This is a genomic window from Saccharopolyspora gregorii (assembly GCF_024734405.1).
GTDB lineage: Bacteria > Actinomycetota > Actinomycetes > Mycobacteriales > Pseudonocardiaceae > Saccharopolyspora_C > Saccharopolyspora_C gregorii.
The window spans coordinates 1891038-1915423 of record NZ_CP059556.1; the positions used below are offsets into that span (position 1 = coordinate 1891038).

General features: G+C 76.2%; 4 protein-coding genes. 2 read left to right on the forward strand and 2 right to left on the reverse strand.

The features are described 5' to 3' along the window. The first annotated feature begins 9 nt into the window (after positions 1-9). Positions 10-20544 carry a type I polyketide synthase gene (locus H1226_RS08125; RefSeq protein ID WP_258348166.1) on the forward strand — a complete coding sequence of 6845 codons (20535 nt, stop codon included), beginning with the start codon at positions 10-12 and terminating at the stop codon, positions 20542-20544. Positions 20545-21051: 507 nt separating this feature from the next. Here H1226_RS08125 and H1226_RS08130 read toward each other — a convergent pair. Together H1226_RS08130 and H1226_RS08135 are read right to left on the reverse strand one after the other, a co-directional pair. Next, a complete protein-coding gene (locus H1226_RS08130; RefSeq protein ID WP_258348168.1) occupies positions 21052-21870 on the reverse strand; it encodes an ABC transporter permease in 819 nt (272 codons plus the stop codon). Continuing rightward, complete coding sequence (locus tag H1226_RS08135) at positions 21867-22892, reverse strand: ATP-binding cassette domain-containing protein (protein ID WP_309148793.1); 1026 nt, start codon at positions 22890-22892, stop codon at positions 21867-21869. Before H1226_RS08135 ends, H1226_RS08130 begins: the two co-directional genes overlap by 4 nt. Positions 22893-23141: 249 nt before the next feature. Here H1226_RS08135 and H1226_RS08140 point away from each other — a divergent pair, with 249 nt between their 5' ends. Further along, positions 23142-24383 (forward strand): nucleotide disphospho-sugar-binding domain-containing protein, encoded by a 1242-nt coding sequence (locus H1226_RS08140; protein ID WP_258348169.1) that lies wholly within the window; start codon positions 23142-23144, stop codon positions 24381-24383. Positions 24384-24386: the final 3 nt, after the last annotated feature.

The window sequence follows — 24386 nt, forward strand, 5'->3', positions numbered from 1 at the left end:
GGGAACGGGATGACCGACTCCAACGCCCAGTACGTCGAAGCGCTGCGTTCCTCGCTGAAGGAGGTCGAGCGGCTGCGCGAGCAGAACCAGCGGCTGGTGTCCGCGGCGGCCGAACCGATCGCCGTCGTCGGCATCGGCTGCCGGTTCCCCGGCGGCGTCGGCACGCCCGAGCAGCTGTGGGACCTCGTCGCGGCCGAACGCGACGCGATCGGGCCGTTCCCCACCGACCGCGGCTGGGACCTGGAGCGGCTGCGCGGCGAGGGGCCCGGTTCCAGCCTCGCGCTCGAAGGCGGCTTCCTGGACGGCATGGCGGAGTTCGACGCCGAGTTCTTCGGCATCGCCCCGCGCGAGGCGGTCGCGATGGACCCGCAGCAGCGGCTGCTGCTGGAGACCGCGTGGGAGGCGCTGGAACGCGCCGGGATCGACCCGGCTTCGCTGCGCGGCTCGGCGACGGGCGTGTTCGCCGGCACCACCGGGCAGGACTACGGCAAGGTCCTCGACGCCTCCGACGAGGACGTGGAGGTGTACTCGACGACCGGGCACGCGGCCTGCGTGCTGTCCGGGCGGTTGTCCTACCTGCTGGGTCTGGAGGGTCCGGCGATCACGGTGGACACCGGCTGCTCGTCCTCCCTGGTGGCGCTGCACCAGGCGGTGCAGGCGCTGCGGTCGGGGGAGTGCTCGCTGGCGCTGATTGGCGGTGCCTCGGTGATGGCGACTCCGGGCCCGTTCACCTCGTTCACCGCGCAGCACGGGCTGGCCGCCGACGGCCGGTGCAAGCCGTTCGCGGCGGGTGCCGACGGGACCGGCTGGGGCGAGGGCGCCGGGGTGCTGGTGCTGGAGCGGCTGTCCGACGCGCGCCGGAACGGCCGCGAGGTGCTGGCGGTGGTGCGCGGCAGCGCGGTCAACCAGGACGGCGGTTCGAACGGGCTGACCGCGCCGAACGGTCCGGCGCAGCAGCGCGTCATCCGCGCGGCGCTGGAGAACGCCCGCCTCGCACCGTCCGATGTGGACGTGGTGGAGGCGCACGGGACCGGGACCTCGCTGGGCGATCCGATCGAGGCGCAGGCGCTGCTGGCGACCTACGGGCAGGACCGGGACGAACCGCTGTGGCTGGGCTCGGTGAAGTCGAACATCGGCCACACCCAGGCCGCCGCGGGCGTCGCCGGCGTGATCAAGGTGGTGCTGGCGATGCGGCACGGCGTGCTGCCGCGCAGCCTGCACGCCGACGCGCCCTCCGGCGACGTGGACTGGTCCGCGGGCGAGGTCCGGCTGCTCACCGGACGCCGGGACTGGCCGCAGCGGGACCGGGCGCGCCGCGCGGGCGTGTCGTCCTTCGGGATCAGCGGCACCAACGCGCACGTCGTCGTCGAGCAGGCCCCGCCGGTCGAGCCCGCCCCGCGCGAGCGGCAGGTGGTGCCCGGCGCGGTGGCGCTGCCGGTGTCCGCCCGCGACCCGGAGGCCCTGTCCGCGCAGCTGGACCGGCTCGACGCGCACCTCGCCGCGCACCCCGACCTGGAACCGCTGGACGTGGCGCTGACCCTCGCCTCGGCGCGGTCCGCGTTCGAGCACCGCGCGGTGCGGCTCGCCGGACCGGACGGCGTGGTCGCGGTCGCGGAGGGCGAAGCGGCACCGGAGTGCGCGTCCGCCTTCCTGTTCGCCGGGCAGGGCGCGCAGCGGCTCGGCATGGGCCGTGAGCTGCACGTGCGGTTCCCGGTGTTCGCGGACGCGCTCGACGCGGTGTGCGCCGAGCTCGATCCGCACCTGCGACGCCCGTTGCGGGAGGTGCTGTGGGGCGAGGACGCGGACCCGCTGAACCGCACCGAGTTCGCCCAGCCCGCGCTGTTCGCCGTCGAGGTGGCCCTGTTCCGGCTGCTGGAGAGCCACGGCGTGCACCCGGACCACCTGGTCGGCCACTCCATCGGCGAGATCGCCGCCGCGCACGTGGCCGACGTGCTGTCGCTGCCGGACGCGGCGAAGCTCGTCGCCGCCCGCGGCCGGGTGCTGCAGGCACTGCCCGCCGGGGGCGGGATGCTCGCGGTGCGGGCCACCGAGGACGAGGTCGCGGACCTGCTCGACGAGCGGGTGGGCATCGCCGCGATCAACGGACCCGACTCGCTGGTGCTCTCCGGCGACGCCGCGCGCCTCGACGAGATCGCCGCGCGCTGGGCGGAGGACGGGCGCAGGACGACGCGGCTCGCGGTCAGCCACGCGTTCCACTCGCCGCTGATGGACCCGGCGCTCGCCGAGTTCCGGGCCGTCGTGTCCGAGCTGAGCTTCGGCACCCCGCGGCTGCCGATCATCTCCACCCGCACCGGCGGCACCGGTGCCGACTTCGGCGACGTCGAGCACTGGGTGCGGCACGTGCGCGAACCCGTGCGGTTCGCCGACGCCGTCGGCGTGCTGGGCGGGCGCGGCGTGCGCGCCTTCCTGGAGCTCGGCCCGGACGGCGCGCTGTCCGCCCTGACCGCCCGGTTGCTGCCGGACGCGGTGGCGGTGCCGCTGCTGCGCGCCGACCGCGGTGAGGAGCGCACCGCGTTGACCGCGCTGGCCCGCGCGCACGTGGCGGGGGTGCCGGTGGACTGGGCCGCCGTGCTGGACGGCACCGGGGCCCGCCGGGTGGACCTGCCGACCTACCCGTTCCAGCGCCGCCGCTTCTGGCCTGCGACCTCCCGGACCCGCGGTGGTGCCGCACCCGCCGCGGGTCCGGGATCCCACCCGCTGCTGGGGGCCCGGGTGGAGCTCGCCGGCGGCGACGAGGTGCTGTTCGAGTCGGTGCTGTCGGTGGCGGCGCAGCCGTGGCTGGCCGGGCACGTCGTCGGCGGCCGGATCCTGCTGCCGGGCACCGCGTTCCTGGAACTGGCGCTGCGCGCGGCGGACGAGACCGGGTGCGCGGGGGTGGCGGAGCTGGCGCTGGCCGCGCCGCTGGTGCTGCCCGCCGATGGCGCGGTCCGGGTGCAGGTGCGGGTCGCCGCGCCCGGGCCGGACGGCAGCCGCACCGCCGACGTGTTCGCCCGCGCCGACGAGGACGCGCCGTGGATCCGGCACGCCACCGGTGTGCTCGGCGCCGCCACCGATCGCGGGGTGCCGCTGACCGAGTGGCCGCCCGCGGCGGAACCGGTGGACCTGGCCGGGTCGTACGAGCGGCTGGCGGAGCTCGGATTCGACTACGGTCCCGCGTTCCGCGGGTTGCGGCGGGTCTGGCGCGGCGACGGCGAGGTGTTCGCCGAGGTCGAGTTGCCGTCCGATGTGGACGCCGACGAGTTCGGCCTGCACCCGGCGCTGCTGGACGCGGTGCAGCAGGCGGCCGCGTTCGCCGACCTGGGGCCGATCAGCCGGGGCGGGCTGCCGTTCGCCTGGGAGGGCGGCGCGCTGCACGCGACCGGTGCCGCCGCGGTCCGCGCCCGCCTTGCCCGCGCCGGCGAGGACGCGGTGTCGGTGGTCGTCGCGGACGCGCAGGGCGCACCCGTCGCCACCGTGGATTCCCTGCTGGCGCGGGAGGTTCCGGCCGAGGGCGTCGGTGCCGCCGCCACCGCGCGCGAGGCGCTGTTCCGGCTCGACCACGAACCGGTCCGCGCCGAGGAGCGGCCGGATCGGGTGACCGCGCTGGCGCCGATCGGGGCGGCGTGGGACCTGGCGGGCCTGCTCGGCGCGCCGGAGGTCCCGGACCTCGCCGCGCTCGCGGACGAGCCGGGGCCGGTCGTGGTCCCGGTGCGCGGTGGCCCCGACCTGGCGATCTCCGCGCACGAGCTCACCGCGGCCGCGCTGGCGCTGGTCCAGGACTGGCTCGACCGGTTCGACGACTCGCGGCTGCTGTTCGCCACCGCCGATCCGGCGGCCGATCCGGCGGCGGCCGCGGTGCACGGCCTGGTCCGCGTCGCGGAAGCCGAGCACCCGGGCCGGTTCGGTCTGCTCGTGCTCGACGACCCCGAGCCGGACGCGCTGGCCGCCGCGATCGCGACCGCCGAACCGGACGTGCTGGTGCGCGGCGACCGGGTGCTCGCGGCCCGGCTGGCCCGCGCCGACGTGCCCGCCGAACCGGCCACCTGGGACCCGGACGGCACCGTGCTCATCACCGGTGGCACCGGTGGGATCGGCGCCGAGCTGGCCCGGCACCTGGTGCGGGAGCGGGGCGTGCGGCACCTGCTGCTGCTGAGCCGCCGCGGCCTCGACGCCGACGGCGCCCCGGAACTGGCCGCGGACCTGCGCGAACTCGGTGCGGACGTGGTGGTGGCGGCCTGCGACGCGGCCGATCGCGCGGCGCTGGCGGAGGTGCTGGCCGGGGTTCCCGAACCGCACCCGCTGCGGGCCGTGGTGCACGCGGCGGGCGTCGTCGACGACGGCGTGCTGGCGGCGCTCGACGCGGAGCGGCTGGCGGCGGTGCTGCGGCCGAAGGTGGACGCGGCCTGGAACCTGCACGAGCTGACCCGCGACCTGGACGCGTTCGTGCTGTTCTCCTCGGTGGCGGCCGCCTTCGGCAGCGCCGGGCAGGGCAACTACGCGGCGGGCAACGCGTTCCTGGACGCGCTGGCCCGGCACCGGCACGCGGCCGGACTCCCCGCGACCGCGCCGGCCTGGGGGCCGTGGACGCGGGACGTGGGCATGACCGGGGTGCTCGGCGACGACGACGTGGCGCGCCTCGCCCGCTCCGGGATGCCGCCGCTGGACGTCGCCGACGGCCTCGCGCTGTTCGACGCGGCCGTCGCGGGCGACGACCCGGCACCGCTGACCGTGCGCCTGGACCTCGCGGGCCTGCGCTCGCGCGGGGAGGTCGCCCCGCTGCTGCGCGGCCTGATCCGCACCCCCGGCCGCCGCACCCGCGCGGCCGGAGCCGCTACCACCGGGCTCGCCGCCCGCCTGTCCGGACTGCCCGAGCCGGAGCGCCGGGAGGCGCTGCTGGAGCTGGTGCGCGGCCGGGTCGCCGTGGTGCTCGGGCACTCCGGCGCGTCCGCAGTGCCCGCGAGCAGGCGGTTCCAGGACCTCGGGTTCGACTCGCTGACCGCGGTGGAGCTGCGCAACGGCCTCGGCGCCGACACCGGGATGCGGCTGCCCGCGACGCTCGTGTTCGACCACCCGACCCCGGAGGCGCTCGCCGGTTTCCTGCACGAGGAGCTGTTCGGCGCCGAACCCGAGGCCACCGCCGCGGTGCCGGTGAAGTCCGATGTGGACGACCCAGTGGTGGTCGTCGGCATGGCCTGCCGCTACCCGGGCGGGGTGTCCTCGCCGGAGGACCTGTGGCGGCTGGTGTCCGAGGGCGCCGACGGCATCACCGGGTTCCCCACCGACCGCGGCTGGGACCTCGACCGGCTCTACGACCCGGACCCGGACGTGCCGGGCCGCACCCACGTGCGCGCGGGCGGCTTCCTGCACGAGGCCGCCCGGTTCGACCCGGCGCTGTTCGGGATGAGCCCGCGGGAGGCGCTGGCCACCGACTCGCAGCAGCGGCTGCTGCTGGAGACGTCGTGGGAGGCCCTGGAGCGCACCGGGATCGACCCGATGTCGTTGCGCGGCAGCGGAACCGGCGTGTTCGCCGGGGTGATGTACAACGACTACGGCACGCTGCTGCCCGGCGCCGAGTTCGAAGCGCACCGCGCCAACGGCAGCGCGCCGAGCGTCGCCTCCGGCCGCGTCGCCTACACCTTCGGCTTCGAAGGACCGGCCGTCACCGTCGACACCGCCTGCTCGTCCTCCCTGGTGGCGATGCACTGGGCGGCGCAGGCGCTGCGGTCGGGGGAGTGCTCGCTGGCGCTCGCGGGCGGGGTGACGGTGATGTCCACGCCCGGAACCTTCGTCGACTTCTCCCGGCAGCGCGGCCTCGCCGCGGACGGGCGCTGCAAGTCGTTCTCCGCCGCGGCCGACGGCGTCGGCTGGGCCGAGGGCGTCGGGATGCTGGTGCTGGAGCGCAAGTCCGACGCGGAACGCCACGGGCACGAGATCCTCGCGGTGCTGCGCGGCAGCGCGGTCAACCAGGACGGGGCCTCGAACGGGCTCACCGCGCCGAACGGGCCATCGCAGCAGCGGGTGATCCGGCAGGCCCTCGCCGCCGCTGGACTGTCCACTTCGGACGTGGACGCGGTGGAGGCGCACGGCACCGGCACCACCCTCGGCGACCCGATCGAGGCGCAGGCGCTGCTGGCGACCTACGGGCAGGACCGGGACGAACCGCTGTGGCTCGGTTCGGTGAAGTCGAACCTCGGGCACACCCAGGCCGCCGCGGGCGTCGCCGGGGTCATCAAGACCGTGCTCGCCATGCGGCACGGCACCCACGCCCGCAGCCTGCACGCCGCGGACCCCAGCGGCCACGTCGACTGGGACGCGGGAGCGGTGCGGCTGCTCGCCGACGCGCGCCCCTGGCCGGACGACGCGCACCCGCGCCGCGCCGGGGTGTCCTCGTTCGGCATCAGCGGCACCAACGCCCACGTCATCCTCGAACAGGGCCCCGCGCCGTCCCCGGCGGAGCGGCCCGACGAACCCGGCGTGCAGCCCTGGGTGCTGTCCGGGCACACCCCGCAGGCGTTGCGCGCCCAAGCCGCCCGGCTGCTCGCCCGGGTGCAGGCCGGGTCCGGATCCCGCGCCGACCTCGGCTATTCGCTGGCCACCACCCGGGCCGAGCTCGAACACCGCGCGGTGCTGCTCGCCGCTGAACCGGACGAACTGCTCGGCGGGCTCGCCGCGCTCACCACCGGCGAACCCGACCCGCGGGTCGTCGCCGGTGCCGCGACCGGCGGCAAGCTCGGCGTGCTGTTCTCCGGGCAGGGCGCGCAGCGCCTCGGCACCGGCCGCGAGCTGCACGCCCGGTACCCCGCGTTCGCCACCGCCTTCGACGCGGCCGCCGCCGAGCTCGACCGGTACCTGGAGCGCCCGCTGCGGGAGGTGCTGTGGGGCGAGGACGCCGACCTGCTCGACGGCACCGGGTACGCGCAGCCCGCGCTGTTCGCCGTGGAAGTGGCGCTGTTCCGGTTGCTGGAATCTTGGGGCGTGCGCCCGGACCACCTCGCCGGGCACTCCATCGGCGAGGTGGCCGCCGCGCACGTCGCCGGCGTGCTCGACCTGCCCGACGCGGCCCGGCTCGTCGGCGCCCGCGCCCGGCTGATGGGGGCGCTGCCCCCGGGCGGAGCGATGATCGCGGTGCAGGCCACCGAGGACGAGGTGCGGCCGCTGCTGGACGAGCGCGCCGACCTCGCGGCGATCAACGCGCCCGGCTCGGTGGTGCTCTCCGGCGACGCGGACGTGGTCGAGCGGCTCGCGCGGCGGTTCGCCGACGACGGGCGCCGCACCCACCGGCTGCGCGTCTCGCACGCCTTCCACTCCCCGCTGGTGGAACCGGTCCTCGACGAGTTCGCCGCCGAACTGGCCGAGCTCACCTTCCACGCGCCGCGCATCCCGATCACCTCCGACGTCACCGGCGCCCCCGCCGGGCCCGAGATCGCCACCGCCGAGTACTGGGTGCGGCACGTCCGCGCCTGCGTCCGGTTCGCCGACGGGGTGCGAACCCTGCACGAGCACGGGGTGCGCACCTTCCTGGAGGTCGGGCCGGACGCGGCGCTGACCGCGCTCGTGGCCGAAACCCTCGCCGACGAGGACGCCGCCGCGCTGCCCGCGCTGCGCCGCGACCACGACGAGCAGCGCGCGCTGCTCACCGCGCTCGCCCGATTGCACAGCCGGGGCGTCCCGCTGGACTGGGCCGCGCTGTTCCCCGGTGCCCGCCGCGTCGAACTGCCCACCTACGCGTTCCAGCACGAAGCGTTCTGGCCGGCGCCCGCCACCGCCGCGGGCGACGCCACCTCGCTCGGAGTGCGGCCGGCGGAACACCCGCTGCTCGGCGGGACCGTGGAGCTCGCCGACACCGGGGAAACCCTGTTCACCGGCAGGCTCTCCACCGCCGCGCAGCCGTGGCTCGCCCAGCACGCTGTGCACGGCTCGGTGCTGCTGCCCGGCACCGCGTTCCTCGAACTCGTCACCCGCGCCGGGGACGAGGTCGGCTGCGACCGGGTCGACGACCTCACCATCGGCCGCCCCCTCGCGCTGCCCGCCACCGGGGCGCTGCAGCTGCAGGTGCGGCTCGGTGCCGAGCAGGCCGGGCGCCGCGTCGTCGAGGTCCACACCCGCCCCGAAGGGGACCCGGAACTGCCGTGGACCCGGCACGCCGCGGGCACCCTCACCACCGGTGCGGACGCCGAACCGGCCGTGCTCGCCGAATGGCCACCGGCCGGGGCGACGCCGGTGGACCTGGACGGCTGCTACGACGCGCTCGCCGACGCCGGGTTCGAGTACGGCCCCCTGTTCCGCGGGCTGACCGCGGCGTGGCGGGTCGGGGACGAGGTGTGCGCCGAGGTCCGGTTGCCGGAACCGGCGCTCGCCGACGCCGCCACCTACGGGATGCACCCCGCGCTCGCCGACGCCGCCCTGCACGCCATCGCGCAGCTCGACGGGGTGCGCCGCGGCCTGCCGTTCACCTGGGACGGGGTGTCGCTGCACGCGACCGGTGCCACCGCGCTGCGGGTGCGGATCACCCCGGTCGAACCGGACGTGGTGTCGCTGGCCGTCGCCGACGAGACCGGCGCCCCCGTCGCCTCCATCGCCGCGCTGACGTTGCGCGAACCCGAGGACGCGGCCGACGCCGCCGGGCGCGACGCGCTGTTCCGGCTGGAGTGGACCCCGATCCGCGCGAGCGCGGGCGGGGTGAGCGCCACGGCCGCCGGGGCCGACCACTTCGGCGTCGGCGAAGCGCTGCGCGCCGCCGCCGTCCCCGCCGGGCAGGACGTGGTGCTGCTGCCCGTGCAACCCGCCGGGACCGGGCCCGAGGCCGCGCACGAACTGGCCCGGGACGTGCTCGACACCGTGCAGCAGCACCTCGCCGCCGACGACCCCGCGCGGCTCGTGTTCGTCACCCGGGACGCCACCACCGGCGGCGATCCGGCCGCCGCCGCGGTGTGGGGCCTGGTGCGGACCGCCGAACGCGAGCACCCCGGCCGGTTCGGGCTGCTCGACCTCGACTCGGCGACCCCCGACCCGGACCTGCTCGCCCGGGCCGTCGCCGCCGCCGAACCGCAGCTGCGGATCCGCTGCGGAGTGCTCGCCGCCGCCCGCCTCGCGCGGCTGAGCGCCCCCACCGGGACCGCCCCCGGCTGGAACCCGGACCGGCCGGTGCTCATCACCGGCGGCACCGGCGGGCTCGGCGCCGCCGTCGCCCGGCACCTGGTGCGCGACCGCGGCGTGCGCAGGCTGCTGCTGGTCAGCAGGAGCGGCGGGGAGGCCGACGGCGTGGTGCCGCTGGTCGCCGAACTCACCGCGATGGACGCCGACGTGCAGGTCGCCGCCTGCGACGTCGCCGACCGCGAGCAGGTGGCGCGGCTGCTGGACCGGCACGAGGTGGGCGCCGTGGTGCACACCGCGGGCGTCCTCGACGACGGCGTGGTGGACGCGCTGGACCCGGAACGGCTGGCGGCGGTGCTGCGGCCGAAGGTGGACGCCGCCTGGCACCTGCACGAGCTCACCCACGACCTCGACGCGTTCGTGCTGTTCTCCTCGCTGGCGGGCACCTTCGGCTCGCCCGCGCAGGGCAACTACGCGGCGGCGAACGCCTTCCTCGACGCGCTCGCCCAGCACCGCCGCGCCGCCGGGCTGCCCGCGACCTCGCTGGCCTGGGGTCCGTGGGCGGCGGACGGCATGACCGGCGGGCTCAGCGATGCCGACCGGGAGCGGATGGCCCGCTCCGGGATGCCGCCGCTGCCGGTGGAGCAGGGGCTCGCCCTGTTCGACCTGGCGGTGGGCGCCGGTGAACCGGTGGTGCTCCCGGCGCGGCTGGACCTGCCTGCGCTGCGCGCCCGCGGCGACGTGCCGAGCGTGCTGCGCGGGCTCATCCGCACCCGCACCCGCCGGGCCGGAGCCGGGACCGGCGTGGCCCGCGCGCTCGGCGACCGGCTCGCCGCGCTGCCGGAGGCGGAGCGCGCCACCGCGCTGCTCGACCTGGTGCGCGGCCAGGTCGCCACCGTGCTCGGGCATTCCGGGGCGGCCGCCGTGGAGCCGTGGCGCGCCTTCCAGGAACTCGGCTTCGACTCGCTGACCGCGGTGGAGCTGCGCAACGGCATCAACGCGGCCACCGGGCTGCGGCTGCCCGCGACCGCCGTGTTCGACCACCCGAACGCCGAAGCGCTGGCCGGGTTCGTCGCCGAGGAGCTGTTCGGCGCCACCACCGCCGCCACCCCCGAGGAGGTGCTGCCGCCGGTCGTGGACGACCCGGTGGTGATCGTCGGCATGGCCTGCCGCTACCCGGGCGGGGTGTCCTCGCCGGAGGACCTGTGGCGGCTGGTGTCCGAGGGCGGCGACGCGACCTCCGACTTCCCGGCCGACCGCGGCTGGAACCTGGACGAGCTGTACCACCCGGACCCGGACCACCCCGGCACCTCCTACACCCGCCGCGGCGGATTCCTGCACCGCGCGGCCGAGTTCGACCCCGGCTTCTTCGGGATGAGCCCGCGGGAGGCGCTGGCCACCGACTCGCAGCAGCGGCTGCTGCTGGAGGTGTCCTGGGAGGCCGTGGAACGCGCCGGCATCGACCCGACGTCGTTGCGCGGCAGCAGGACCGGCGTGTTCGCGGGCGTGATGTACAACGACTACGGCACGCTGCTGGCGGGCACCGAGTTCGAGGGCTACCAGGGCAGCGGCAGCGCGGGCAGCGTCGCCTCCGGCCGGGTGTCCTACACGTTCGGCTTCGAGGGCCCCGCCGTCACGGTGGACACCGCCTGCTCGTCCTCGCTGGTCGGGATGCACCTGGCCGCGCAGGCGCTGCGCGCGGGGGAGTGCTCGCTGGCGCTGGCCGGGGGTGTGGCGGTGATGTCCACGCCGAGCACGTTCGTCGAATTCTCCCGGCAGCGCGGCCTGTCCCCGGACGGGCGCTGCCGTTCGTTCTCCGCCGAGGCCGACGGCGTCGGCTGGTCGGAGGGCGTGGGCGTGCTGGTGCTGGAGCGGCTCTCCGACGCGCGCAGGCACGGGCACCGGGTGTTGGCGGTGCTGCGGGGCAGCGCGGTGAACCAGGACGGGGCGTCGAACGGGCTGACCGCGCCGAACGGGCCGTCGCAGCAGCGGGTGATCCGGCAGGCGCTCGCCAGCGCCGGACTGTCCACTTCGGACGTGGACGTGGTGGAGGCGCACGGCACCGGTACCTCGCTGGGCGACCCGATCGAGGCCCAAGCGCTGTTGGCCACCTACGGCCAGGACCGGGAAACCCCGCTGTGGCTGGGATCCGTCAAGTCCAACCTCGGCCACGCCCAGGCCGCCGCCGGGGTCGCCGGGGTCATCAAGATGGTGCAGGCGATCCGGCACGGCGCCCTTCCCGCCACCCTGCACGCCGACGAGCCCTCCCCCCACGTGGACTGGGAGGACGGCGCGGTGGAACTGCTCACCGAGCGGCGCCGCTGGCCCGAGCACGACCGGCCGCGCCGCGCCGGGGTGTCCTCGTTCGGCATCAGCGGTACCAACGCCCACGTCATCCTGGAGCAGGCCGAACCGGAGCCGGTGCCCGCCGACCGGCCCCGGCCCGCGATCGGTGCGGTGCCGTGGGTGCTGTCGGCGCGCGACGAACCGGCGCTGCGCGCGCAGGCCGCCCGGCTCGCCGAGCACCTGGACGTCATCCCCGGCGCCGATCCCGCCGACGTCGGCTACTCGCTGGCCACCGCCCGCACCGGGTTCGAGCACCGCGCCGTGGTGTTCGCCGACGAACCCGTCGGGACCCTGGAGGCGCTGCGGGCCGTCGCCGAAGGCGGGCCCGAGGTGGTGCGGGGCCGGGTCGCCGACGGCGGGCTGGCCTTCCTGTTCGCCGGGCAGGGTGCGCAGCGGCTCGGGATGGGCCGGGAGCTGCACGCGCGGTTCCCGGTGTTCGCGGACGCGCTGGACGCGGTGTGCGCGGAGCTGGATCCGCGGCTGTCCCGCCCGTTGCGGGAGGTGATGTGGGGCGAGGACGCGGACCTGCTGAACCGCACCGAGTTCGCCCAGCCCGCGCTGTTCGCCGTCGAGGTGGCCCTGTTCCGGCTCGTCGAGTCCTGGGGCGTGCGCCCGGACCACGTCGCCGGGCACTCCCTCGGCGAGATCACCGCCGCGCACGCCGCGGGCGTGCTCTCGCTGCCCGACGCGGCCCGGCTCGTCGCCGCCCGCGGCCGGCTGATGCAGGCGCTGCCCGCGGGCGGTGCGATGAGCGCGCTGCGGGCCGCCGAAGCCGAGGTGGCCCCGCTCGTCGAGGGGCGCGCGGACATCGGGATCGCCGCCGTCAACGGGCCCGGAGCGGTCGTGGTCTCCGGTGCCGACAGCGCCGTCGCCGAGGTCGAGCAGCGGTTCCCCGGTTCGACGCGGCTGCGCGTCTCGCACGCCTTCCACTCGCCGCTGATGCACCCGGTGCTCGCCGAATTCCGCGCGGTGGCGGCAGAACTCACCTACCACCCGGCGGCGATCCCCGTCGTGTCCGCGCTGACCGGGCGGCGGGACGAGGTGCGCGAGCCCGAGCACTGGGTGCGGCACGTCTGCGAGGCGGTGCGCTTCGCCGACGCGGTGCGGGAACTGGTGACGCTGGGCGCGACGACGCTGCTGGACATCGGCCCGGACGGGTCACTGGCCGTGCTCGCGCAGCACTCGCTGGACGCGACCGCCGTCGCCGTCCCGCTGGTGCGCAAGGACCGCGCCGAGACCGACGCGGTGCGCGCGGCGCTCGCCGAGCTGCACGTGCGCGGGGTGGAACCGGACTGGGCGGCGCTGCTGCCCGGCGCGCGGCAGGTGGAGCTGCCGACCTACGCGTTCCAGCACCGCCGGTACTGGCCGGAACCGGCCGCCGGGGGCGGTGACGTGCGCGCCGCCGGGCTCAGCTCGGCCGGGCACCCGCTGCTCGGCGCTGCCGTGGAACGCGCCGACGAGGACGGGTTCCTGTTCACCAGCAGGCTTTCCACCGGCAGCCACCCGTGGCTGGCCGAGCACGTGGTGCGCGGTGCGGTGCTGGTGCCGGGCACCGCGTTCGCGGAGCTGGCGTTGCGCGCCGGGGACGAGGCCGGCTGCGACCGGGTGGACGAGCTGACGCTGCTCGCGCCGCTGGTGCTGCCGGAGCGGGCGGCGGTCCGGGTGCAGGTGTGGGTCGGCGCCGACGAGGACGGGCGCCGCGGCGTGGAGGTGTACTCCCGCCCGGACGACGACGCGGACCGCGACTGGACCCGGCACGCCACCGGCGTGCTCACCGGCGGCGGTGCCCGCGTCGAGCCGCCGACCGGCGTGGGCACGGCGATCGAGCTGGACGGGTTCCACGACGGACTCGCCGCGGCCGGTTTCGACTACGGGCCGGTGTTCCGCGGCCTGCGCGCCGCCTGGCGCGACGAGGACGCGGTGCTCGCCGAGGTGGAGCTGCCCGCGGAGACCGGCGTCGCCGGGTTCGGCCTGCACCCGGCGTTGCTGGACGCGGCCGTGCAGGCGGCCGCGCTGCTCGGCGAGCTGCCGGCCGGGGCGCTGCCGTTCGCCTGGCGGGGCATGGCGCTGCACGCCACCGGCGCGCGGGCGCTGCGGGTGCGGATCGCCCGCACCGGCGCCGACGAGGTGTCGCTCGCCGCCGTCGACCCGGCGGGGGAACCGGTGGTGTCGGTGGAGTCGCTGGTGCTGCGCGCGGGCGCGGCGCAGCGCTCGGCCGAGCAGGACGGGCTGTACCGGCTGCGGTGGACCGAGGTCGAGCCCGGTGCCGTCGAGCCGTCGCTGGTGGTGCTGGGCTCCGCCGACTCCGCCGACTTCGCCGCCGAGCTGCGCGCCGCGGGCGTGGACGCGCGGCACGTGCCCGAACCCGCCGAGGTGCCCGGATCGCTCGGCGTACCAGGGGAATCCGCCTTGGTGCTCGTCCCGATCATCGGTGGCGCGGACGTCCCGGGATCGGTGCGCGAGCTCTCCGCCCGGGTGCTGGAGCTGCTGCGGGAGCCCGCGCTGCGCGACTCCCGGGTGGTGTTCGCGACCCGGGGCGCGGTGGCCCGCGACGGCACCGAGGACGTGCGCGATCTCGCCGCCGCCGCGGTGCACGGTCTGGTCCGCGCGGCGCAGGCGGAGGACCCCGGCGAGGTCGGGCTGGTCGACCTCGACGAGGACCCGGCCTCGCTGCGGGCGGCGGCGGAGTGGTCGTCCGAACCGCGCGTGGTGCGCGCGGGAGTCCCGCACGTCGGACGGCTCGCCACCGGCACGGCCGGCCCGAGTACGTCCTGGGCGTCCTGCGGCCGGGTGCTCATCACCGGTGGCACCGGTGGTCTCGGCGCCGCGGTGGCGCGGCACCTGGTGGCCGAGCACGGGGTGCGGGAGCTGCTGCTGGTCAGCCGCACCGGCCGCGCCGACGAACTCGTCGCCGAACTGTCCGAAGTGGATGTACTGGTGGAGTCCTGCGACGTCGCCGACCGGGACGCGCTGGCCGCGCTGCTCGACCGGCATCCGGTGGGCGCGGTGGTGCACGCGGCCGGGGTGCTCGACGACGGGGTGCTGGACTCGCTCACCCCGGAGCGGTTCGACGCGGTGCTGCGGCCGAAGGTGGACGCCGCCTGGCACCTGCACGAGCTGTGCGGGGACGTCGCCGAGTTCGTGCTGTTCTCCTCGCTGGCGGGCACCTTCGGCTCGGCCGGGCAGGCGAACTACGCGACGGCGAACGCCTTCCTGGACGCGCTGGCCGCGCACCGCCGCGCGGCCGGGCTGCCCGCGGTGTCCCTGGCCTGGGGCCCGTGGGTCGAGTCCGGCGGCATGGCGGGAACGCTGTCCGAAGTGGACCGTCGGCGCCTGGAGCGCTCCGGCATCCCGCCGCTGTCGCAGGAACGGGGGCTGGCCCTGTTCGACGCGGCGACCGGCGGTGACGAGGCGGTCGCGTTCCCGGTGCGGTTCGACTTCGCCGCGCTGCGCGGCGGGGAGGAACTGCCGGGGCTGCTGCGCGGCCTGGTCCGCGCGCCCGCGCGGCGTGCGGTGGCCGCCGGGTCGGCGACCCTGGTGCAGCGGCTCGCCGGGCTCGCCCCGGAGGAGCGCCACCGGCAGGTGCTGGAGCTGGTGCGCGGCCAGATCGCCGCGGTGCTCGGGCACGCCACCGCCGGGGAGGTGGACCCGCGACTGGCGTTCCAGGACCTCGGGTTCGACTCGCTGACCGCGGTGGAGCTGCGCAACCGGCTCGCCGCCGACACCGGGCTGCGGCTGCCCGCGACGCTGGTGTTCGACCACCCGACGGCGACCGCGCTGACCACCAGGCTGCTCGCCGAACTCCTCGGGGAGGAGGAGACCGCGCCGGCCGAGGTGCGGGTACGCGCGGTCGACGGCGATCCGATCGTCATCGTCGGCATGGCTTGCCGCTACCCGGGCGGGGTGTCCTCGCCGGAGGACCTGTGGCGGCTGGTGTCCGAGGGCGGCGACGCGACCTCCGACTTCCCGGCGAACCGCGGCTGGGACATGGACGCCCTCCACGGCCCGGACCCGGACGCCGCGGGCACGTCCTCGACGCGGCGCGGCGGCTTCCTGCACGACGCGGCCGAGTTCGATCCGGCCTTCTTCGGGATGAGCCCGCGCGAGGCGCTCACCACGGACCCGCAGCAGCGGCTGCTGCTGGAGACCTCCTGGGAGGCCCTGGAACGCACCGGCATCGACCCGGTCTCGTTGCGCGGCAGCGACACCGGGGTGTTCGCCGGGGTGATGTACAACGACTACAGCGACACCTTGACCGGTGCTGAGCACGAGGGCTACCAGGGGCACGGCAGCGCGGGCAGCATCGCCTCCGGCCGGGTCGCCTACACCTTCGGGCTGGAGGGACCGGCGGTCACGGTCGACACGGCGTGCTCGTCCTCGCTGGTGGCGATGCACTGGGCGGCGCAGGCGCTGCGGTCGGGGGAGTGCTCGCTGGCGCTGGCGGGCGGGGTGACGGTGATGTCGACCCCGGCGGCGTTCATCGAGTTCTCCCGGCAGCGCGGGTTGTCCCCGGATGGGCGGTGCAAGGCGTTCTCCGCCGACGCGGACGGCGTCGGCTGGGCCGAGGGCGTCGGGATGCTGGTGCTGGAGCGGAAGTCCGACGCCGAGCGGCACGGCCACGAGATCCTGGCGGTGCTGCGTGGCAGCGCGGTGAACCAGGACGGGGCGTCGAACGGGTTGACCGCGCCGAACGGTCCGTCGCAGCAGCGGGTGATCCGGCAGGCCCTGGCCGGCGCCGGGCTGTCCACTTCGGACGTCGATGCGGTGGAGGCGCACGGCACCGGAACCCGGCTGGGTGATCCGATCGAGGCGCAGGCGCTGCTGGCGACCTACGGGCAGGACCGGGAGATCCCGCTGTGGCTGGGATCCGTCAAGTCCAACCTCGGGCACACCCAGGCCGCTGCCGGTGTCGCGGGCGTGATCAAGATGGTGCAGGCCATGCGGCACGGCACCCTCCCGCGCACCTTGCACGCGGCCAGCCCGTCGTCCGAAGTGGACTGGACGGCCGGATCCGTCCGGCTGCTCACCGAACCCGCCGACTGGCCGGAGACCGGGCGGCCGCGCCGCGCCGCGATCTCCTCGTTCGGCATCAGCGGCACCAACGTGCACACCATCCTCGAACAGCCCGCCGCCGCGCCGCCGCCGGAGCGGGACCTCCCGGCCGGCCCGGTGCCGCTGGTGCTGTCCGCGAAGACCCCGGAGGCGCTGCGCGCCCAAGCCGGCCGCCTCGCCGACCACCTCGACGACGCCGCCGCCGAACCGGCGGACCTGGCGTTCTCGCTGGCCACCGGCCGGTCCCGGTTCGACCGGCTGGCCGCGGTGCTGGCCGCGGACGGTCCGTCGGCGGCCCGGTCGCTGCGCGCCCTCGCGGCCGGGACGCCCGACGCCGCCACCGTCGAGGGGCTAGCTGGTCGTGGCGGTCTGGCCGGTCGCGGCGGGCTCGCCGTGCTGTTCACCGGCCAAGGCGCGCAGCGGCTCGGAACGGGACGTGAGCTGCACGCCCGGTTCCCGGTGTTCGCGGACGCGCTCGACGCGGTGTGCGCGGAACTCGACCCGCACCTGCCGCGCCCGCTGCGGGAGGTGCTGTGGGGCGAGGACGCCGACCTGCTGCACCGCACCGAGTTCGCGCAGCCCGCGCTGTTCGCCGTGGAAGTGGCGTTGTTCCGGTTGCTGGAGTCCTGGGGCGTGCGCCCGGACCGCGTCGCCGGGCACTCCATTGGCGAGATCACCGCCGCGCACGTCGCGGGCGTGCTCGACCTGCCCGACGCGGCCACCCTCGTCGCCGCGCGCGGCGGCCTGATGCAGGCGCTGCCCGCGGGCGGCGCGATGACCGCCGTGCAGGCCGCCGAGGACGAGGTGCTGCCGCTGCTCGCGGACCGCGAACTGGGCGTCGCCGCCGTCAACGGCCCGGAATCGGTGGTGCTCTCCGGCACCGCCGACGCCGTCGCCGAGGTCGCCGCGCACTTCCGGGAGCTCGGCCGCCGCACCACCGAGCTGCGGGTGTCGCACGCCTTCCACTCGCCGCTGATGGACCCGGTGCTCGACGAGTTCCGCGCGGTGGCGGCGGGCCTCACCTACCGCGGCCCGGAAATCCCGATCACCTCGACCAGCGGCGAACCCGGCGACTTCGACGCCGAGCACTGGGTGCGGCACCTGCGCGCGCCCGTCCGGTTCGCCGACGCCGTCCAGGACCTGGCCGGCCGGGGCGCCACCGCGTTCCTCGAACTCGGGCCGGACGCGGTGCTCACCGCCCTCGCCAGGGACACCGCCCCCGAGGACGCGGCGCTGATCCCCGCGCTGCGCGCCGGGCACCCCGAGGAACCGGCGGTGCTCACCGCGCTCGTCCGGCTGCGGATGCACGGCACCGAACCGGACTGGCGGGCGGTGCTGCCCGGGGCGCGGCGCGTCGACCTGCCCACCTACCCGTTCCAGCACCAGGAGTTCTGGCCGGACACCCCGCTCGCACCGGCCGGGAACATCGCCGCCGCCGGACTCCGCGCCGCCGGGCACCCGCTGCTCGGCGCCGCCGTGGAACTCGCCGAGGCGGGCACCGCGCTGTTCACCGGCACGCTGTCCCGCCGCACCCACCCGTGGCTGGCCGAGCACGTCGTCGGCGGCACCGCGCTGGTGCCCGGCACCGCGCTGCTGGAGCTGGCGCTGCGCGCGGGGGAGGAGACCGGCTGCGACCGCGTCGACGAGCTCACCCTCACCGCACCGCTGGTGCTGCCCGCGCGCGGCGGCGTGCAGGTGCAGGTCGCGGTCGCCGCCCCGGATGCGGACGGCCGCCGCACGCTCACCGTGCACGCCCGCGAGGACACCGGGCAGGACTGGCGGCTGCACGCCACCGGCTCGCTCGCCCCGGCCGCCGGGGAACCGGCCGAGCTCGGCGCCTGGCCGCCGCCCGGTGCGGAACCGCTCGACGTGGCCGATTGCTACCAGCGGTTCGCCGACCTGGGCTTCGACTACGGGCCGGTGTTCCAAGGGCTGCGCGCCGCCTGGCGCGACGCGGACGCGGTGTTCGCCGAGGTCGCCCTGCCCGCCGAGGTGGACGTCGCGGGCTACGGCCTGCACCCGGCGTTGCTGGACGCGGCGCTGCACGCGGCGATCCTCGCGAGCTCCGGCGACGGCGAGCTCCCCTTCGAATGGCGCGGCGTCACCGCGCACGCCACCGGCGCCCGCGCGCTGCGGGTGCGGCTGACCCGCGACGGGGAGGCGCTGCGCCTCGCCCTGACCGACCCGGCCGGGGCGCCCGTCGCGACCGTCGAAGCGCTGCGCACCCGGGAAGCCGCACCGGTGCGGCGAGGCATCGGCCGGGACTCGCTGTTCCGCCGCGACTGGGCCGAACCCGCCACCACCGGTGCGCCCGCCGAGGTCCCGGCGCTGGCCGGACCCGACCCGTTCGGACTGGCCGAGCTGTTCCGCGCAGCCGGGCGGCCTGCCGAGAACCACGAGCGCCCCGGCGACGCGGCCGGGACGGTGCTGTGCTCGCTGGACGGCGGCGACGAGCCCGCCGCAGCGCACGCCCGCACCCGGCAGGTCCTCGACCTGGTGCGGGAGCACCTCGCCGCCGAGCGTGCCGGGACGCTCGTGTTCGTCACCCGCGAAGCCGACCTCGCGGCCGCCGCCGCGGCCGGGCTGGTGCGCACCGCCGCCACCGAACACCCCGGCCGGTTCGCGCTGCTCGACCTCGGCACCGGGACGGTCACCGCCGACGCGGTGCTGCGGGCGCTGGCCGTCGGCGAACCGCACGTGTCCCTCGTGGACGGTGCGCCGGGAGTGCCGCGGCTGGTGCGGGCCGAACCGGCCGAGCCGGTCGGCTGGGACGCGACCGGCACCGTGCTCATCACGGGCGGCACCGGCGGACTCGGCCGCGTGCTGGCCCGGCACCTCGCCGGTCGAGGGGTGCGGCACCTGCTGCTGGCGAGCAGGCGCGGACCCGACGCCGAGGGGGCCGCCGAGCTGGTCGCCGAACTGGCCGAACTCGGCGCGCACGCCGAACTCGCCGCCTGCGACCTCGCGGACCGGGCCGACGTGGACGCGCTGCTCGCCGGGATCCCGGCGGACCGGCCGCTGCGCGCGGTGCTGCACGCGGCGGGCGTGCTCGACGACGGGACGCTCGACTCGCTCACCCCGGACCGGCTGGACGCGGTGCTGCGGCCGAAGGTCGACGCCGCCTGGCACCTGCACGAGGCCACCCGCGACCACGAGCTCATCGCGTTCGCCCTGTTCTCCTCGGTGGCCGGGATGGTCGGCACCGCCGGTCAGGGCAACTACGCGGCCGCGAACTCCTACCTCGACGCGCTGGCCCGGTACCGCCGGGAACGGGGCCTGCCCGCCGTCTCGATGGCGTGGGGCGCGTGGGAGAACGGCATGGCCGGGGCGCTCGACGAGCGGGACACCGCGCGGCTGGCCCGCGCCGGAACCCCGCCGCTGGACGAAGAACTCGGCCTCGCCCTGTTCGACGCGGCGCTCGCCGCGGACGACCCGGTGCCCGCGCCGGTGCGGCTCGACCTGGCCGCGCTGCGCGCCCAGGACGACCCGGCGCCGTTGCTGCGCGGCCTGCTGCGCACCTCGGCGCGGCGGACCGCGAGCACCGGCGAGGACCTGGCCGCGGCGCTCGCCGCCCAGACCGGACCGCAGCGCCGCGACACCCTGCTGGAACTGGTGCGCACCCACGCCGCCCAGGTCCTCGGGCACGCCGACGCGGCGGGCATCGAACCGCACGCCGAGTTCAAGGGCCTCGGCTTCGACTCGCTCACCGCCGTCGAGTACCGCAACCGGATGGGCGCGGTGACCGGACTGCGGCTGCCCGCCACCCTGCTGTTCGACCACCCGACCCCGGCGGAGCTCGTCGAGCACCTGCTCGGCGAACTCGCCCCGGAACGCGGTGGGGCGGCGGCGCTGCTGGCCGAACTGGACCGGCTGCACCGGGCCTTCGACGGGCTCGACGTGGACGAGGAGCTGCACGAGCAGGTCACCGGACGGCTCGACGTGCTGCGCAGCAAGTGGAGTGCGCTGCGCGGCGGGGAGACCTCCGAGGAGTTCAGCTTCGACGAAGCCAGCGACGAGGACATCTTCCAGATGCTCGACGATGAGCTGTCTTGAGGGGGTCTGTCGAACTCGTTCTGCGTTGGGGGCGGGTGGCGGAACCTCAGCGCCCTCCTCGCTGCGGGATCGTTTTCACCGGTGGCTCCGCCACAGGAGAAAACGCTGTCCTCGCGAGGAGGGCGCTGAGAACCCGCGGGTGGTCCTGTTGATCGGGTGGTCGGCGGCTCAGCGGCTTCGCCGCTGACAGGAAGGAAGACGACGAGATCGGGGTGGGAGGTCCGCTGCCGGGTGTCGAGCGCTCTGGTGGTCAGGAGGGGTGCCGGCGGAGCGGAGTCGAGGTTTGGCCTGCGCGGGTCTTGGAGCTTCGCATAGGGCGGATCTACGAGCACTCGGAAGCGTGACGGTGACGTTTCCGCTCGGAGCCGGAGATCGGCGGTGGCCGTCCGCTGGTATGGCGCAGCATCGTCCGGTGCCGTGCCCGGGAATCCGGTGTCGTGCCGGGGAATGCGGTGCCGAGGCTCGCCGAACCGGAATCCGGGTCGGGCCGGATCGCCGGCCCCCGGATCAGAGCGGGCGGCGGAAGCCGCGGACCGCGATGGCGGCGCTGGCGAGGGTGACCAGGACGCTGATCAGCAGCGACGGCACCACCAGCTGTCCGCCGTCGGCCAGGTCCAGCGCCACCGCGCGGGAGGCGTCCACCGCGTAGGTGAGCGGGTTCAACCGCGCCACGACCTCCAGCCAGTCCGGCAGCTGCTCGATCGGCACGAACGCGCTGGAGATGAACATCAGCGGCACCATCACCAGCACGCTGATGTTCTGCATCGGCTCGGTGCGCCGCATGCAGGCGCCCATCGCGAGGAACGCCCAGCTCAACGCGCTGCCCACGGCCAGCGTCAGCAGCGCGGACAGCACCATGCCGACGAGCCCGCCGCGCGGCGCGTAGCCGAGCAGCCCGACGGCCAGCGCCAGGATCATCACCAGCTGCACCGCGGTGCGCACGAAGTCGGAGGTGCTGCGCGCCAGCAGCAGCGAACTCGGCATGATCGGCAGCGACCGCAGCCGCGCCACGATGCCGTTGCGCAGGTCCTCCACCAGCCCGACCCCGGTCTGCGAGGACGTCTGCACCACGTGGTTCACCAGCACCGCGGGCATCAGGAAGTCCAGGTACTCGGTGCCGGGCGGCAGCCCGTCGGCCAGCGGCAGGTTCCCGAAGATCTGGGTGAACACGAACAGCGTCATCACCGGCTGGATCAGCCCGACCAGCACCAGCCCGGGATCGGTGAGGAACGCGCGCAGCGAACGGCCGGTCAGCACCACCACCTGGGTGACCGCGGAACTGCCGTTCCAGCGGTGCGGTGCGCAGCCGGTGATCGTGGTGGTCATGCTCGCTCCACAGCGGTCGGGGAGGGGGGCGCGTCGCGCGCGTGCCGGGCGAGCGCCAGGTACACGTCGTCCAAGGTCGGTTCGCCGAAGGCCAGCTCGGCCGCCTCGATCCCGGCTTCGTCGAGGACCCGGACCACCGCGGCCGTCTCCCGGGACTCCTCGATCGGCGTGACGACGGCGGCGCCGTCCTGCGCGACCGACGGGGCGAAACCGGCGCGCCGCAGCGCCGCGCAGCCGGTCTCCGCGGTGGAACCGGGGCCGAGCACGACGGTGACGGTGCGCGTGCCGACCTGCGCCTTGAGCTCCGCGGCCGACCCGGAGGCGACGACGGTTCCGGCGGAGAGCACGGTGATGGTGTCGGCGAGCCGGTCCGCCTCGTCGAGGTACTGGGTGGTCAGCAGCACCGTGGTGCCCTCCGCGACGAGGCGTTCCACGATGTCCCACATCGCCATCCGGCTCGACGGGTCCAGTCCGGTCGTCGGCTCGTCCAGGAAGATCACTTCGGGGTTCCCGACGAGGCAGGCCGCCAGGTCCAGGCGCCGCCGCATCCCGCCGGAGTAGGTGCCCGCCCGGCGGCTCGCGGCGTCGGTGAGGTCGAAGGCCTCCAGCAGTTCCGCGGCCCGCGCGCGGGCACGGCCTCCGTCGGCGCCGAGCAGCCGGGCCAGCATCACGAGGTTGTCCCGGCCGCTCATCTGCTCGTCCACCGAGGCGAACTGGCCGGTGAGGCCGATGCGCTTGCGCACCTCCCGCGGCTGCTCGGCGACGTCGAAGCCAGCGACCCTGGCCACCCCGGACGTCGCGGGCAGCATCGCGGTCAGCACGTTCACCAGCGTCGTCTTGCCCGCGCCGTTGTGCCCGAGCAGGCCGAGGACCGAGCCGCGCGGCACGCTCAACGTCACCGAATCCAGCGCGGGCACCGCGCCGAAGGACTTGCCGACGCCGATCGCCTCGATCATCGGAGTCCCGGCGCCGACGGCACCGCGGTCGGGCCGCTCGCCGGGTGCCGTTGGCAGCACGGTCATGCGTGGCTCCCCCGCAACTGGTTCGTCGTGTGCCCCGGGGGACGTGCTCGCGTCTCCCCAGGATCCGCGAGCCGAGCATGCGGTACCGGTCCACGCCGGGCCAACGGCTAGCACCGAAACACTCGTGCGACGACTAGAACAGGCCGCGCCCCGGGCTCCGGCGGGTCGGATTCCGCGCCATCTCTAGGGATTCGCCCACCGGGCCGCAACGTAGCTTGGCGGCGCCCGTCGAGCGAAAGGGAAACGCGCATGCGAGTGCTGTTCGCGGTGTCCGCCTGGCCGGGGCACTACTTCCCGCTGGTCCCGCTGGGCTGGGCGCTGCGCGCCGCGGGCCACGACGTGCGGGTGCTGTGCGCGGAGTCCGAAGTGGACCCGGTGTCGCGGGCGGGTCTGACCCCGGTCCCGGTGTTGCGCGGGCTCGACCTGCTGCTCGGCGCGCGGCTGATCAACCTGCTCGGCGCGCACCGGGGGAACTGGCCGTACCCGGCGCCGCCGCTGCACCCGCGGACGGGCGAACCGCTGGACCTGGCGTCCTTCGACTTCGGCGCCTGGCACGAGGAGCTGCGGCCGGTGCTGCTGGAGCACGCCACCCGCAGCACCGACGCCGCCGTCTCCTACGCCCGGGACTGGCGCCCCGACCTGGTCGTGCACGACCTGATGAGCGTGGAGGGCCCGCTGGTCGCGAAGGTGACCGGGGTGCCCGACGTCCTGCAGCTGTGGGGACCGGTCGGCACCGGCGACGACTACAGCCCCGTCGGCGGCGGTGCACCGGAACCCGCGGTGCCGGTGGACACCAGCGGCGCCTTCGCCCGCTACGGCGTCGGCGAGATGGGTTTCCACCACGTGGACCACGTGCTGGACCCGTGCCCGGCGCAGCTCCGCCCGAACGGGCCCGAACCCCGCATCCCGTCGCGCTACGTCCCGTACAACGGCCCCGGCTCGGCGCCGCTGGACGTGCCGCCGCGCGGCGGCCGGCCGCGGGTGTGCGTGGTGTGGGGCCGGTCGGCGACCCGCACGTTCGGCGCGACGGTGAACAAGATGCCGCAGGTGGTGGCGGCCGCGACCGGGCTGGGTTGCGAGGTGCTGCTGCTGGCCTCGCCCGCGGACGCGCGCGAGTGCGGGCCGCTGCCGGAGTCGGTGCACGTGCGGACCGACCTGCCGCTGAGCCTGGCGCTGCCCGGGTGCGACGCGGTGGTGCACTACGGCGGCGGGGGAGCGACGATGACCTCGGTGGTGGCGGGGGTGCCGCAGCTGGCGCTGCCGTGCGGGTTCGACCAGACGCTGATGGCCCGGCGGATCACCGGTTCCGGGGCGGGGCTGGACATCCCGAACTGGGAGGCCGACGCCGAGGGCATCGGCGGAGCGCTGCACCGCCTGCTCACCGAACCGGCGTTCACCGGGTCGGCCGCGGAAGTGGCCTCCTCGGCGAACGAACTACCCGCCCCGGCCGAAGCGGTCCTCGCGCTTCGGGATCTCGTCGCGGGGGGATGAGGT

Coding starts and splice junctions, on each gene's coding strand:
- H1226_RS08135 (WP_309148793.1), bottom strand. CDS start 22,892: ATGACCGTGCTGCCAACGGCACCCGGCGAGCGGCCCGACCGCGGTGCC.
- H1226_RS08140 (WP_258348169.1), top strand. CDS start 23,142: ATGCGAGTGCTGTTCGCGGTGTCCGCCTGGCCGGGGCACTACTTCCCG.
- H1226_RS08130 (WP_258348168.1), bottom strand. CDS start 21,870: ATGACCACCACGATCACCGGCTGCGCACCGCACCGCTGGAACGGCAGT.
- H1226_RS08125 (WP_258348166.1), top strand. CDS start 10: ATGACCGACTCCAACGCCCAGTACGTCGAAGCGCTGCGTTCCTCGCTG.